At 68.1% G+C, this 14,341-nt stretch carries 9 protein-coding genes; 1 reads left to right on the top strand and 8 read right to left on the bottom strand.

What is annotated here, in order from left to right; genetic code table 11:
* Positions 1–13: 13 nt before the first annotated feature.
* The 8 genes from I8J34_RS00155 to I8J34_RS00120 form a co-directional block, all read right to left on the bottom strand.
* Positions 14–3,385 carry an EAL domain-containing protein gene (locus I8J34_RS00155; protein ID WP_214359334.1) on the bottom strand — a complete coding sequence of 1,124 codons (3,372 nt, stop codon included), beginning with the start codon at positions 3,383–3,385 and terminating at the stop codon, positions 14–16.
* Positions 3,382–4,491 carry a chemotaxis-specific protein-glutamate methyltransferase CheB gene (gene cheB / locus I8J34_RS00150; RefSeq protein ID WP_214359333.1) on the bottom strand — a complete coding sequence of 370 codons (1,110 nt, stop codon included), beginning with the start codon at positions 4,489–4,491 and terminating at the stop codon, positions 3,382–3,384. Before cheB ends, I8J34_RS00155 begins: the two co-directional genes overlap by 4 nt.
* Positions 4,488–6,689, bottom strand: a complete 2,202-nt coding sequence (locus I8J34_RS00145; protein WP_214359332.1) for a hybrid sensor histidine kinase/response regulator — start codon at positions 6,687–6,689, stop codon at positions 4,488–4,490. The genes cheB and I8J34_RS00145 overlap by 4 nt, the downstream gene beginning before the upstream one ends.
* 7 nt (positions 6,690–6,696) lie before the next feature.
* Complete coding sequence (locus I8J34_RS24935) at positions 6,697–8,448, bottom strand: methyl-accepting chemotaxis protein (protein ID WP_214359331.1); 1,752 nt, start codon at positions 8,446–8,448, stop codon at positions 6,697–6,699.
* A 71-nt stretch (positions 8,449–8,519) separates the two neighbouring features.
* The gene (locus I8J34_RS00135) at positions 8,520–10,388 is read right to left on the bottom strand and encodes a HAMP domain-containing methyl-accepting chemotaxis protein (RefSeq protein WP_214359330.1); all 1,869 of its coding nucleotides are present in this window, start codon (positions 10,386–10,388) and stop codon (positions 8,520–8,522) included.
* Between the two features lie 29 nt (positions 10,389–10,417).
* Positions 10,418–11,023 (bottom strand): chemotaxis protein CheW, encoded by a 606-nt coding sequence (locus I8J34_RS00130; RefSeq protein ID WP_214359329.1) that lies wholly within the window; start codon positions 11,021–11,023, stop codon positions 10,418–10,420.
* Entirely contained in the window at positions 11,020–12,468 is a 1,449-nt protein-coding gene (locus tag I8J34_RS00125) for a CheR family methyltransferase (protein WP_214359328.1), read from the bottom strand. The genes I8J34_RS00130 and I8J34_RS00125 overlap by 4 nt, the downstream gene beginning before the upstream one ends.
* A gap of 17 nt (positions 12,469–12,485) precedes the next feature.
* The gene (locus I8J34_RS00120; RefSeq protein ID WP_214359327.1) at positions 12,486–12,938 is read right to left on the bottom strand and encodes a chemotaxis protein CheW; all 453 of its coding nucleotides are present in this window, start codon (positions 12,936–12,938) and stop codon (positions 12,486–12,488) included.
* A 395-nt stretch (positions 12,939–13,333) separates the two neighbouring features.
* Between I8J34_RS00120 and I8J34_RS00115 the strand changes: the two genes are divergently transcribed.
* Complete coding sequence (locus I8J34_RS00115; protein ID WP_214359326.1) at positions 13,334–14,227, top strand: LysR family transcriptional regulator; 894 nt, start codon at positions 13,334–13,336, stop codon at positions 14,225–14,227.
* Positions 14,228–14,341: the final 114 nt, after the last annotated feature.

The raw sequence follows: 14,341 nt of genomic DNA, 5'->3' as shown, positions 1-14,341 counted from the left end.
TTCTCGACCTCGATCAGAGGCCTTGCCCCGCCTCGCTGTGGCGGAAGCCTTCGCGCACATGCTCGCGCAGCTGCATTTCGTCCCAGGGTTTGGTCAGGAAGCGGTAGATGGCGCCGCGGTTGACGGCACCGGTGATCGCCTCGATATCGGTGTAGCCGGAGAGCACGATGCGGATGGTGGCCGGATAGAGCTCCTTGACGCGAGAGAGGAATTCGGTGCCGCTCATCGCCGGCATCCGTTGATCCGAGATGATGACCTGGATGTCGTGCTGGGCGAGGATGTCGAAGCCTTCGGCCGCGCTGCCGGCGGCGAATATCTCGTAGCCGTCGCGGCGCAGAACGCGCGTCAGCGCCGACAGGATGTTGGGCTCGTCATCGACCAGCAGCAGTTTCTTGCGTCGCCGATCCTGGGCTTCCGGCGCCAGTGTCAGCACCTTTTGCGTTCTGAGCAGTTCCGCAAAATCGTCGGCCGGCACCGGCCGGCTGAACAGATAGCCCTGAATTTCGTCGCAGCGATGGCGGCGCAGGTAGTTCATCTGGCTTTCGGTTTCCACGCCCTCGGCGATCACTGTCAGGCGCAGGTTGTGGGCCAGATCGATGACGGCGATGCAGATCGCTGCGGCGTCGGGGTCGGTGGTGATGTCGCGCACGAAGCTCTGGTCGATCTTCAGGTAGTCGATGGGGAAGCGTTTCAGGTAGCTGAGCGAGGAATAGCCGGTGCCGAAATCGTCGACCGCGATCTTCAGGCCCATCTCGCGAATCGCCCCGAGGCGGCGGATGTTGGCCTCGATGTCTTCCATCAGCAGGCTCTCGGTGAGCTCCAGTTCGAGGCTGGCGGACAGGCCGGGGTGGCGTGACAGCAGCTTTTCGAGCGCGGGGAGGAAATCCGCGCGGCGCATCTGTACGGCCGACACATTGACCGCCACCCGCGGCGCTTGCAGGCCCATGCGCCGCCATGCGGCCTGGTCGGCCAGTGCCTGCTCCAGCGCCCAGTGCCCGACGTCGATGATCAGACCGGTTTCTTCGAGGACCGGGATGAAGGCTCCGGGCTGGACCAGCCGGCCCTCGGGGTCCCGCCAGCGGATCAGCGCCTCGACGCCGATGATGTTGCCTTGTTGCAGCTCGACCTTGGGCTGGTAGTGCAGGACGAATTCGCCGTTGTCGAGGGCGCGGTGCAGCTTGTTTTCCAGCGTCAGGTTTTCGGCCACCCGCGCATTCATGGCGGGCGCGTAGAACAGGTAGCGTTCCTGCGATGCGGCGGCCTTGCGCATGGCCGTCTCGGCGTTGGCGAACAGCGCTTCGGCCTCGGTGCTGTCGCTGGGAAACAGGGCGATGCCGAGCTTGAAGGTGAGATGCAGGTCGTGGCCCTCGATCTCGAAGCTGCGACCGAGCCTGGCGAGGATCTGGTCGTCGAGCCGATGGGCCAGTTCCGTCGCGCTGCCGGCATTGTCGAGGATGGCGGCGAAGTGGTCGTTGCCGATCCGGGCGAGGTGGTCGGTGCTGCCCATCGCCTCGCCCAGGCGCTCGGCCACCGCCTTGAGCAGGGCATCGCCGATGTGGCGGCCGAAACTGTCGTTGATGTGCCGGAAACGGTCGATGTTGATCAGCACCAGCGCGACCGTCGGTGTGTCGTGGCCGTCGGGGACATGCAGCAGCTGCTGCAGGCGGTCCTGGATCAGCCGGCGGTTGGGCAGGCCGGTCAGCGTGTCGTAGTAGGCGAGGTAGTCGAGCTTTTCGACGTTGCGGATATGGCCGAGTGCGAAGGAGATGTCGCCGGCCATCTCGTTGAGCAGGGCCAACTCCATGGCGTCGAAGACATTGCGCTCGGCGGCATACAGGGCGAATGCGCCGATTGGCTGCTCGTCGAGCAACAGCGGAAAGACGGCCATCGACTGGCAGCCTCGGGCCGACGCGCCGGCCGGGAAGATCGGCTCGGCGGCGGCCGACAGATCGTTGCAGGTGACGGTGGCGCGCTCGTGCAGCGCCCGCGCGAACATGCCTTGCTGGAGGTCGATGCGGTCATCGAGTTTCAGTGGCGGGCTGCGGTCGGCCGTGGCCCCGGTGTCGCACCGCCAGGTGACCGGTTGGAGGAACTGGCCGGTGGGGTCGGCGATGCCGATCCAGGCCAGGCGGAATTTCCCCTGCGCGACGGCGATCCGGCAGGCTTCGCGGAACAGGGTGTTGCGGTCGTGGACGCGGACGATGGTGGTGTTGATGCTGGAGAGCACCGCGTAGATGCGGTTCAGGCTGGCGACCTTCTGCTCGGCCCGGGTCCGTTCGACGATCTCGCTGCGCAGGGCGGCGGTACGTTGCTCGACCTGGCTTTCCAGGTGCCCGTAGAGCTGCGCGCGCTGGATGGCCTGCGCGACCTGGCTGCCGATGGCGTCGAGCATCCGCAGATCTTCGGCACTGATGGGGCGATCGGCATGGCCGGCCAGGTTCATGATGCCCAGCGACTGGGTGCCGGTGGTCAGCAGGATGCTCAGGTGGGTGCGCATGTCGCTGTCGTCGCGGGCATGGAGGGCGAGGCGTTCGCAGTCGATCACCACGCCATGACGTTGAGTCTCGCCCGAGCGCAGCATGCGGCGGCAGCGGCAGTCGCCTTCGAGGGCGCCGGGCGCCAGCAGGGCGGCGGGCAGTTGGCTGGCGGCGGCGAGGCGCAACTCGCCATCGCCGTCGTCGAGGAAGATCCAGCCGGCCGTGAAGTCGGTCAGTTCGAGCAGGCCGCGCAGCGCCTGGGCACAGACTTCGTCTTCGCTCAACTGGTGGTTCATGTCGGCGGCGATGCGATAGAGGGTGCGCAGGTTGCGGTTGGACTGCGCGATCTCGTCTCGTTGGCGCTGGAGTTCGTCGTTCATCTGGACGGCCTCCTCGTAGGTCGAGATCAGCAGATCGACGATCTGCTCCCGCCCCGAGGAGATGAAGTGGGTCTTGCCGCCCATGTAGATTTCCATGCCCATCTGCATCTTGCTCGACTTGCGCAGTTCGAGATTGAGCAGGATGTACTCGATGCGCGCCAGCAGCGTCTTCGCGTCGTAGGGCTTGCGGATGAAGTTGTCGGCGCCGCACTCCAGGCTCTTGGCGATGTCCTGGATGCCCGTCAGCGAGGTCACCATGATTACCGGCAGATCCTTCAGCGACGGGTCGGCCTTGATTGCGGCGCACAGCTCGTAGCCGTCCATCTCGGGCATCACGATATCGGTGATGAGCAGCGTCGGCGAAAGATCGAGGGCGGCGCGCAAGGCCTCGCGCCCGTTGGTGGCGACGGTGACGCGGTAGCCCCGTTTGGTCAGCAGGATCCGTAGCTGCTCGGCCTGGGTGGGGCTGTCTTCGGCGATCAGGATGTGGACCTGGTCGGTGCGCACAGCTGGATTGGCGGCGTTCATCGGGGGTTCTCCTGGGGATTCGGGTCCGGTGGCGGCCGGCGCCCGGTCAGCCCGGCGATCATCGTCGCGATGTCGGGCGGCGCGAGGACATGGGTGGCGGCCTTGAGCCTGACCGCCTCACCGGGCATGCCGAAGACGATGGCGCTGGCGGCATTCTGGGCAATGGTCACGGCGCCGGCGTCGCGCATCGCCTTGAGTTCGTGCGCACCGTCACGGCCCATGCCGGTGAGCAGCACGCCGACGGCGCTCCGGCCGAAACCGGCGGCGAGCGAGCGGAACAGATACGAGACGGCCGGCTGGACGCCATGCTCGGCGGGCGCGTCGGTCAGCTCGACGCTGCCGTCGGGCTTCAGGCCCATCTGGCAACCCGAGGGGGCCAGATAGGCGATGCCGTCTTGCACCTGCTCGCCCGCGCGCGGCACGCGCACGGGGTAGCCGGTGTCATGCGCCAGCCATTCGGCGAAGCCTTCGGTGAATCCGCTCGAAATATGCTGGACGATCAGCAGCGGGGCGGCCAGATCCCCGGGCAGGCGCGACAGGATCTCCCGCAACGCCTGCGGCCCACCGGTCGAGGCGCCGAGCGCGACGACGCGGACCGGCGCCGCGGCGGGCGCCGGTGTGGGGATGGTCGGTGGCGCCGAACGCGCCGGCCAGCGGCGGACCACCGGGACTTCCGCCACCAGCCGGACGGTGGACAGAAACTCCCGCGTCTGCTCGGCGAAATTCGGAGATCCCGGCCCGCTCGGCTTGGCCAGGACCGCCAGCGCACCGGCCTCCAGCGTGCGGAAGGTGTCCGCCACGTCGTCCGGTTTTGTGCTGGCGGTGACCATCACGATGCGGGTCGGTGCCGTCTCCATGATCCGCCGGGCGGCGGCGTAGCCATCCAGCTCGGGCATGTGGACATCCATGACGATGACGTCGGGCGACAGGCGCTGGGCGGCGAGCACGCCCTCCACGCCGTCGTCGGCGGTGCCCGCGACGGTCAGCCGCGGATCGCTCTCCAGCAAATAGCGCAGCAGTTCGCGGGCGAGGGGCGAGTCGTCCACCAGCAGTACCCGGATCTGCGGGGGTGTCTGCGACGGGTCGTGAGGGAGGTCGTTGCTCATATCAGCCTGCGGATGGCCTCGAACAGATCGCTCTGGTCGAAGCTGCTCTTGACGATATAAGCATTGGCACCGGCTTCGACGCCGCGTTCCCGATCCTCGCGTGATTCGAGGGCGGTCACCAGGATCACCGGGGTGTCGGCCAGTTTTTTGTCCTGGCGTATCGACTCGGTCAAGCTGAAGCCGTCCATGCGCGGCATTTCGACATCGGAGACAACCAGATCGTAGGCGCCGGTGCGCAGCGCGGTCAATGCGTCGATGCCATCGACCGCGGTGTCCACCCGATAGCCGGCGCTCTCCAGGATGCTCTTGAGCAGGATGCGCGCGGTGATCGAGTCCTCGACCACCAGCAGGCTGTGCTGGCGGGGCGGCGGGGCGCTCGGCGTGCTGCTCTTGGCCGCGGCGCGCGGGGCCGATTTCATCAGATCGGCGACATCGATGATGGGCACCAGGCGCCCGGAGCCGAGCACGGTGGCGCCCGAGAAATTTGCCACGCGCCGCAACTGCGGCCCCAGCCCCTTGACCAGCACCTCCTGATCGCCGAGCACGGCATCGACGGCAAAGGCGATGCGCTGCCCGGCGGCGGACAGCACCACCAGCGGCAGGCGCCCGTCGTCGGCAGTGTCGGCCGGCAGCCCGAGGACGTCGGCGAGCCGCACCAGTGCCACGGCCAGACCGTCGATCTCGATCGCCTCGCGGTTTTCCACGGTCTTGATGCTGTCGACGGCAACACGCTGCACACGCTCGACATTGCGCGAGGGCAGCACGAACTGCTGCTCGCCGACGCCCACCAGCACCCCACGGAAGGTCGCCAGCATGCTTGGCAGCACGATGCGAAAGCGCGTGCCGCCGCCGTCGGGCAGTTCGGCGACGATGCTGCCCGAGAGTTTTTCGACCTTTTCGCGGACGATCGCCAGCCCGAGGCCGCGCCCGGAGAGGTTGGTGAGGATCGGGCTGGTGCTCAGGCCGGAGGCGAACATCAGCGACAGCGCGGCCTGGTGGCTCACCGTCGCCACTTCTTCCGGGGCGATCAGGCCGAGCTTGGCGGCCGAGTTGGCGATCTGTGCCGGATCGATGCCGGCGCCGTCGTCGGCCACCAGCAGCTCGACCCTGCTGCCCTCCAAGGGCTGGATGTCGATGGCGATGCGACCGCGCGACGCCTTGCCGGCGCGGTGCCGCTCGGCGGGGCTTTCGATGCCGTGATCGACCGCGTTGCGCACCAGGTGGATCAGCGGATCCTTCAGTTGTTCGAGGATGCGACGGTCGATTTCCAGCTCGGCGCCATCGATCCGCAATTCGATGTCCTTGCCGCTGTCGCGGGCCAGGTCGCGCACCAGCTTGGGCATGACTTCGAGCAGCGACGCGAAGGGCAGCATCAGCGCGATGCGCAGCTCGGCCTGCAGGGTGTCGACGCTGCCGGCCAGCGCGCGGCTTTCGCGCTCCGCCCGCTGGGCGAGCGCGCTCAGGCGGTCGCCCAGGGTCTTCAGCAACGGGTCGTCATGATCGACGATGTCGAGCAGTTTTTCGATGGTGCTCGCCGTTCGTGCGCCGGCATCGCCGGCGGCACGCCGGCCGTGGCGGCGGCGCAAGGCTCGCGCCTCGCGGGCGGCGCGCGCCATTGCCTTGCGCCGGCGCGCGACCTCGTCGGCCACCGCATGCAGTTCGTCGGCCACATGGCTGGTGCCGAACTTGAAGGCGAGCAGCGCTTCGGCCTCGACCAGCAGCGCGGCCAGCCGGGAGCTCGAAATGCGCACCGTGTCGCCGCTTGCACTGGGTGGCGGGGGGGCTTTTTCCGGTTTGGCCGCGGGCGACGGCGCTGCGGCCGGTGGCGGCGTTGGCGTTGGCGTCGGCTCCCCGGGGCTGTCGGCGAGCAGCGTGTCCAGCGTGTCGAGGCTGCGGTAGATGGCCTTGAACCAGGCCGGCGGCAGCGACGCTGGCGGCCGCCGCTTGAGGCCCGACAGTTCGTCTTCCAGGCCTTTGCAGACGGCCTCGATCTGCGACAGATTCACCGAACGGGCGGCGCCCTTGAGGCTGTGCGCCTCGCGGAACAAGGCCTCGATCAGCGCCGGGATGTCGCTCGCCGCCGCCGGTGCTTCCAGGGTCGAGAGCAGGCCGGCCATCGCCTTCAGGTGCTCGGCGGCCTCGATCCGGAAGATACCGAGCAGGCGCTGCAGTAGGTGTTCGTCGTCGATGTTGGGCATGACGGGGTCACACGCTGTAACGGGCAACCAGCTGCTTCAAGGTCTGGCCGAGCTCGTTGAGGTTGTGGGCGGCGGTTTCGGCCTGTCGGGTGCTGTCGAGGTTCTGCGCGGTGGCGAGGCGGATGTCGGCGGTGGCCTCGGCGAGCTGGTCCATGCCGGCCAGCTGCTGCTGGGCGGAGACGGCGATCTGGCTGGCGGCCTGGGCACTTTCGCCGATGCTGTCGGCCAGCTGGCGAATCGCCTCGCCGGCCTCGCGCGATTGGCGCACGCCGGCTTCGACCGCCTTCGACCCCTGCTCGGTGGCGAGCACGGCACTGCCGGTGGCCTTCTGGATGTCGCCGAGAATGGTGCGCACCTGGGCGGTGGCCTGTTTCGACTGGCCGGCGAGGTGCTTCACCTCCTGGGCGACGACGGCAAAGCCCTTGCCCTGTTCGCCGGCCTTGGCGGCCTCGATCGAGGCGTTGACGGCGAGCAGGTTGGACTGCTCGGAGAGGTCGTTGACGGTGGCGATGATCTCGCCGATGGCCTGCCCCTGCTCGGAGAGGCGGACGATGCTCTCGGCGATCTGTTCCATCTGCTCGCGGATATGCTGCATGCCCTCGACGGTGTCTTCGACCGACTGGCTGCCGCCCTGGGCCACCTGGGCGGCCTGGCGGGCGGCCTCGGCCACGGTCTTGGCCTTCTGGCTGGCGAGCGTGGCGGTCTGCTTGATCTCTTCGACGGTGGTGGCGGTCTCGGACATCGCGGCGGCGGTCTGGGTGGCGCCGGTGGCGACCTGGCTGGTGCCGGTGAGGATCTCGGCGGCCGAGGCGGCGAGTACATTGACGCCTTCGCCGATTTCGCGATTGAGCTCGCGCAGGGTGCTGACCATGGTGGCAAAGGCCTGCCCCAGGGCGTCGGCGTCGGATTGCAGCTTGACCTCGACGCGCAGATCGCCGGCGGCGATGCGCTGCGCCAGCTCGGCCTTTTCGCGGAGCGAGGCGCTCATGCGGTTGAACTGCCGGTCGAGATCGCCGATCTCGTCGTGGCGCTCGCTCAGCGCCGGGGCGAGGGCGATCTCGCCGTCGGCGATGCGGGCCGCGCGCTCGGCGATGTCGCCCAGCGGCACGGCGATCAGGCGGTGCAGGAACACGGCCATGGCAAGGCCGGCCACCAGCGCCACGATGCCGAGCAGCGCGGCCAGCTGGACGGTGTCCTGCAGGCGCTGCTCGTTGTCGTGGATCGCGGCCTGGCCGCGTTGGCGGGCTTCGTCGTCGAGTGCCAGTGCGAGGCTGCGGATCTTTTCGAAGCGCTCGACCTGGGTATCGTTGATCAAATGGCGGGCCTGTTCAGTCTGGCCGTCGTAGATCATGGTGATCAGCTGTTGGCGGGTCTGCCGGAAAATGGCCAGCGTCGCCTTGATGTCGTCGATGCGGGCGATGAAGGCCGGATCAGCGCCGCCCAGCCGTGTCAGCCGCTGCAGGCGCTCGTCGATCGAGCCGGCGCGCTGGGCGATGTTGTGTGCCCGAAGCTCCTGTTCGCTGCGTTGAGGCTCGATCAGCATGACAAGGAGCTGGGCGTGCTGCAGATTGAGCTCGGCGCGCAGTTCGACCAGCTCGGTTGAAATCACCATGTCGCGTTCCAACAGGGTTTTCTGGGCCTGCTGGATGGCGCTGATCCCCCAGTAGCCGCCGGCGATCAGGGCGGCGAGCAGTGCCAGCATCAGGCCGAAGGCGAGCAGCAGCTTGGTGCGGATGGCGAGATTGAGTAGCCAGTTCATGGACTCTCTCCTTTGGGGGTGTGGCCGGAGCTCGGGTGTCGAGCGCTTGTCGGTGGCGTTGGTGGGTGGTCTCACAGACGGTAACGGGCGACCTGCCGTTTCAAGGTCTGGCCGAGCTCGTTGAGGTTGTGGGCGGCGGTCTCGGCCTGCCGGGTGCTGTCGAGGTTTTGCGCGGTGGCGACGCGGATGTTGGCGGTGGCTTCGGCGAGCTGGTCCATGCCGGCCAGCTGCTGCTGGGCGGAGACGGCGATCTGGCTGGCGGCCTGGGCACTGTCGTCGATGCTGTCGGCCAGCTGGCGGATCGCCTCGCCGGCCTCGCGCGATTGGCGCACGCCGGCTTCGACCGCTTTCGACCCCTGCTCGGTGGCGAGCACGGCACTGCCGGTGGCCTTCTGGATGTCGCCGAGAATGGCGCGCACCTGGGCGGTGGCCTGTTTCGACTGGCCGGCGAGGCTTCTCACCTCCTGGGCGACGACGGCGAAGCCCTTGCCTTGTTCGCCGGCCTTGGCGGCTTCGATCGAGGCATTGACGGCGAGCAGGTTGGACTGCTCGGAGAGGTCGTTGACGGTGGCGATGATCTCGCCGATGGCCTGCCCCTGCTCCGAGAGGCGGACGATGCTCTCGGCGATCTGTGCCATCTGCTCGCGGATGTGTTGCATGCCCTCGACGGTGTCCTCGACCGCCTGACTGCCACCCCGGGCCACCTGGGCGGCCTGGCGGGCGACCTCGGCCACGCTCTTGGCCTTCTGGCTGGCGAGCGTGGCGGTCTGCTTGATTTCCTCGACAGTGGTGGCGGTCTCGGACATCGCGGTGGCGGTCTGGGTGGCGCCGGTGGCGACCTGGCTGGTGCTGGTAAGGATCTCGGCGGCGGAGGCGGCGAGGACCTCGACGCCCTCGCCGATGTCGCGGTTGAGCTCGCGCAGGTTGTTGACCATGGTGGCGAAGGCCTGCCCCAGGGCGTCGGTGTCGGACTGCAGCTTGACCTCGACGCGCAGATCGCCGGTGGCGATGCGCTGCGCCAACTCGGCCTTGTCACGAAGACTGCTCGCCATGGTGGCGAAGGCCTCGCCCAGGATGTCCTTGTCCGACAGTTGCTTGACCTCGACGCGCAGGTCGCCGGCGGCGATGCGCTGCGCCAGCTCGGCCTTGTCGCGGAGCGAGGCGCTCATGCGGTTGAACTGCCGGTCGAGATCGCCGATCTCGTCGAGGCGCCCGCTCAGTGCCGGGGCAAGGGCAATCTCGCCGTCGGCGATGCGGGCCGCGCGCGCCGCGATGTCGCTCAGCGGTACGGCGATCAGGCGGTGCAGGAACACGGCCATGCCGAAGCCGGCGATCAGTGCCGTGGCGCCGAGCAATACGGCCAGTCGGACGGTGTCCTGCAGGCGCTGCTCGTTGTCGCGGATCTCCGCCTGGCCGCGCTGCCGGGCCTCGGCGTCGAGCGTCAGCGCGAGGCTGCGGATTTTCTCGAAGCGGTCCAGCTGGACGCCGGTGCCGAGCAGGCGGGCCTGCTCGACTTGGCCGCCGTAGATCATCGCGATCTGTTGTTGGCGGGCCTGTCGGTAGGCCGCTAGCGTCTGGCGAATGTCGTCGAGGCGGGTGGCGAAGGCGGGGTCGTAGCCGCCGAGCGTTGCCAACGTGTTCAGGCGCAGGTCAAGCTCGGCGGAGCTGGTGTTGATGCCTGCTTCCAGGGCCTCCTGTTCGGCGCGCCGTGATTCGAGCTGCATGACCAGGATGTTGGCGCGTTGCAGGTTGAGCCCGGCGCGGAATTCCTCCAGCTCGGTGGAGATCACCATGTCGCGTTCGAACAGGGTTTTCTGGGCCTGCTGGATGGCGTCGAGCCCCGAGTAGCCGCCGGCGATCAGCGCGGCGAGCAGTACCAGCATCACACCGAAGGCGAGCAGCAGCTTGGTGCGGATGGCAAGATTGAGCAGCCAGTTCATGGGGATCCCCTTTGCGGTGTGGTCGACCATCAGTCGCCGACGTCGGCGCAGACCACGATGGCCGGGTCTGACAACAGTTTGTGGGCGTCGAGCACGACCTCGCGGCGGCTGGTGATGCCGAGCAGGTAATCGGCCCGGATGCCGGTCAGGGTCGGCAGCGCCTCCTGCACCTCGGCGTGCAGCAGCCGGCGGACGCCGACGATGGTGTCGGCGAGGATGCCGAACTCCATCGTGCCGTTGGACAGGACGATCACCTTGTTGAGGTCGGACAGGCCGATCTGCGGCATGTCGAAGAAGCGCTTCAGGTCGAGCACCGAGACCACGCGGCCGCGGACATGGACGATGCCGAGGACAAAGGCCGGCGTGCCGGGCAGCTGCGTGAACTCCCGTAGGGGATAGACCTCCCGCACCCAGACGGTGTCGATGGCGTAGTGCTCGCGTGCCAGCGTGAATTCCAGGGCGTCGAAACCGGCCCCGGGCGCCGGTGCCGGCGCGACCGCCAGGGCCCGCGCGCGGGCCTCGAGGAGGGCGCGGCGCTTGTCGGCAGGCGGCGCGAATTCTTCCTCGAGCCGCTGTCCGGCAGCCTCGATCCGTTGTTTGACGGCATCCCAGTCGATCGGGTCGGGTCGGGTCATGAGATCTGCTCCGTACTGTCGATGATGGCGAGCAGGCGGCTGGCGGTGAGCCCTTCCGCATGCGGCAGCGGGCTGTCGGCCGCGCAGTTGGCGAGCAGCCGGCGGGCGTTGTCGAAGTGGCGGGCCGCCTGCGTTGCCATGCCCAGGCGGCGATGCAGATTGCCGAGGGCGAAGTGGGCAAGCGCGAAATCCGGGTCGAGATAGAGCGCCTGCCGGAAGCAGCCGATCGCCGCTGCGGCGTCGCCCCGCTCGGCCAGGATCACCGCCTGCAGATAGCGCAGCTCGGGGCCGGACTTGTCGGCGCTGATCGCCAAGGCGCACCAGCGTAGCGCGTCGTCCAGCCGGCCGATGTTGGCGCAGGCATGGGCGGCCAGGGCGCAGTCGGGGGCCGCGGTGGGGGCGGCGGCGCTCAGCAGGTCGGCGGCCTGGGCATAGGCGCCCCGGGAGAAGCAGGTCCGGGCTTGCGCGATCGCTGTTTCCGGCGGCGCGGCGGCAGGGCGCGCCGGGGGAGCCGAGCGTGCAGCAGGGCGCGCGGGCCGGGGCGGGAGGGGCGCGGCGGCCCACGACGGTGCGGTTGTTGGGGCTGGACGTTCGGCGGTTTCGGTCTTGCGGTAGACCAACGTGTCGGAGAACTCGACGGCGGTGAAACCGCTGCGCAGCGCGGCGCTGCCTTCGGTCGGGCTGAGCGCCAGCCAGCCGTCGGTGGTGAGACAGCGGCGCAGCTTGGCGACGATGGCATCGACCGTGTCTTCGGCGAAGTACATCAGTACGTTGCGGCAGAGGATCAGATCCATGCCGTTGGTGTTGCTGGCCAGCGAGGGGTAGGTGTCGTCGACCAGGTTGAGGTAGTCGACGCTGACCAGGCGCCGGATGCGCGGCTTGAGCGTGAAGGTGCCGTCCTCGGCGGGCGTGAAGTACTGCGGCTTCAAGCTGACGGCGGTGCCGCGGAACGACCACTCGCGGTAGGCGCCGAGGCGCGCGCGGGCCAGGAAGTGCGGATTGATGTCGGTGGCGAGCAGGGTGATGTGCCAGTCGTCGAGATCGGGGATCAGGCGGTCGAGCAAAATGGCCAGCGAATAGGCCTCCTCGCCGCTGCAGCAGCCGGCGCTCCACAGCCGCAAACGGCGGCCCTGTTCGCGCCCGGCGGCGATCAGCGGCGGCAGGATGTGGTGTTCGAGGGCCGCGAAAACGGCCGGATCGCGGAAGAAATAGGTTTCGCCGACGGTGAGGTGGCTGGCGAGGGTTTCGACCTGCTCGCGCCGCAGCGGCGCCGACATCAGCCGGCGGATGCAGGACTCGGGGCCGGCCAGGCCGAAGTCGGCCGCCGCCGCGCTCAGGCCGCGTTCGAGATCGGCCCAGCGCGGCGGCGGAAAATGCAGCCCCAGACGCGCCGACAGGAAGGCGCTGAACTGCTGCAACAGGGGGGCGGGGAGGGTGGTCGGCATATGCGGTGTTGCCCGGGTCAGGGGCTCGCGGCGAGGGCGTCGTCGAGCGCCTCGGCTTCGGCCGGGGACAGGAAGCTGTCGAGGTCGTGGATCAGCAGCAGGCCGTCTGCCGTCTTGACCACGCCCGCGACATGGCGGGTGCCACCGACGACCCGGTCGACCGGGATGAAATCGTGGTCGTCGCAGGTGATGAGGTCGCCCACGCGATCGACGATCAGCGCCAGCGTCCGCCGGCGGGTGTGCACGATCAGCAAACGGTCGGCAGGGTCGATCTCGCGCTCGGGCAGGCCGAGCCGGCGGCGCATATCGATCACCGGCACGATATCCCCCTGCACATTGATGATGCCGCAGACGATGTCCGGAGCCGCCGGCAGCGGGCGCGGCGCGACGGCTGCCAGCGCGCGGTGCACGGCGCCGAGCGGTAACCCGAACGCCTGATCGGCGACGACAAAGGCAAGGAAGGGACTCATCGTCGATATCCTTCGCCGCGGCGCCCGGGATGGGCCCGGCGTGTCGCGGCCGGCAAGTGGGTATCCTCGTTCGCACAGTCTATGCATCTGGAGAATGGCATCCGGTTTGCCGGACGCGCTCCGTCATATGACCACGAGAAATACCATATGGATGGTATCCGGGGCGGATGGCGGAATACAAGTAAAGAAGTGCGTCGCAAGGACCGGCGCAGGCCGGCCAGGCGCGCACCGCAACCGGATGGCCTCATTCGTACGGCGGCAGGCGGAGTGGTTCCGCCGTCCGGCGCGTCGGTGCGTGCTGTCGGCTGGCCGTGTGCGCGGCAGTCGATGGCGTTGCGTGTTGTCGAATTCAGTCAAAGAATAGACCCTTCGCGATTCTTGCCGGATGTGCCTCAATGTTCGAAATCAGCCAGATCCGGTGTTTCGTCGCCGTGGCCGAAGAGCTGCACTTCAGCCGTGCCGCCGAACGCCTGAACATGACCCAGCCGCCACTGAGCCGGCAGATCCGCCTGCTGGAGCACCATGTCGGCACACAGCTGATCGAGCGGACCAGCCGCTCGGTGCGGCTGACGGCGGCAGGGCGTGCCTTCCTGCCGCAAGCCGCCCGCATTCTGCGCATGGCCGAGGAGGCGGCGGCCACCGCGCGGCGGGTGGCCAAGGGCGAGACGGGTTCCTTGTCGATCGGCTTCACGGCGGCTTCCGGCTATGGCCTGCTGCCGCAGATCGTGCGTCGGATCAGGGTGCATTCTCCCGGCATTTCCTTGACGCTCAAAGAGTTGGTCAGCCGCGGGCAACTGGAGGCGCTGGCCGCCGGCCAGCTGGATCTCGGCCTGCTGCGCCCCCATGCCGAGCATGGCGAGTTGGAGGCCATCTCGCTGGCACAGGAAAGCCTGGTGCTCGCCATCCCCTCGCGCGAGGCCGCACACTGGCCGGAGCGGCCCGTGCCGGCGGACCTGAACGGCCGACCCTTCGTGATGTATTCGCCCTACGAGGCGCAATACTTCTACCACTTGCTGCAGGGTATCTTCGACCGGTCGGCGGCTTCGCCGGATGTTGTCGAGTATGTTGCCCAGATGCACACCATGCTCGCCCTGGTGCATTCGGGCATCGGCGCCGCGCTGATTCCCGAGGCGGCGACCCGCCTGCATTTCGAGGGCATCGTGATGCGCCGGCTCGCCACCGATCCGCCGCGACCGGTGGAGACCGTCTGTGCCTACCGCAAGGACAACGACAACCCGGTGCTGGGCATCTTCAAGACGCATATCCTGCCCGGTCTCAACGGTCATTGAGACGGGCGGTCATGCAGCGCCTGGCGCCGGCGCTCTCCTGGGATTGATTCATTGTTTGAATTTATTGAGTCATCAGTTGGTTTGATTGTGAATTGATCTCCTTCCACAATGAAT

The sequence above is a fragment of the Denitromonas iodatirespirans genome (genome assembly GCF_018524365.1).
GTDB lineage: Bacteria > Pseudomonadota > Gammaproteobacteria > Burkholderiales > Rhodocyclaceae > Nitrogeniibacter > Nitrogeniibacter iodatirespirans.
This window is presented reverse-complemented; position numbering and strand designations above follow the sequence as displayed.

Coding starts and splice junctions, on each gene's coding strand:
- I8J34_RS00130 (WP_214359329.1), bottom strand. CDS start 11,023: ATGACCCGACCCGACCCGATCGACTGGGATGCCGTCAAACAACGGATC.
- I8J34_RS24935 (WP_214359331.1), bottom strand. CDS start 8,448: ATGAACTGGCTACTCAATCTCGCCATCCGCACCAAGCTGCTGCTCGCC.
- I8J34_RS00155 (WP_214359334.1), bottom strand. CDS start 3,385: ATGAACGCCGCCAATCCAGCTGTGCGCACCGACCAGGTCCACATCCTG.
- I8J34_RS00125 (WP_214359328.1), bottom strand. CDS start 12,468: ATGCCGACCACCCTCCCCGCCCCCCTGTTGCAGCAGTTCAGCGCCTTC.
- I8J34_RS00135 (WP_214359330.1), bottom strand. CDS start 10,388: ATGAACTGGCTGCTCAATCTTGCCATCCGCACCAAGCTGCTGCTCGCC.
- I8J34_RS00120 (WP_214359327.1), bottom strand. CDS start 12,938: ATGAGTCCCTTCCTTGCCTTTGTCGTCGCCGATCAGGCGTTCGGGTTA.
- I8J34_RS00145 (WP_214359332.1), bottom strand. CDS start 6,689: ATGCCCAACATCGACGACGAACACCTACTGCAGCGCCTGCTCGGTATC.
- I8J34_RS00115 (WP_214359326.1), top strand. CDS start 13,334: ATGTTCGAAATCAGCCAGATCCGGTGTTTCGTCGCCGTGGCCGAAGAG.
- cheB (WP_214359333.1), bottom strand. CDS start 4,491: ATGAGCAACGACCTCCCTCACGACCCGTCGCAGACACCCCCGCAGATC.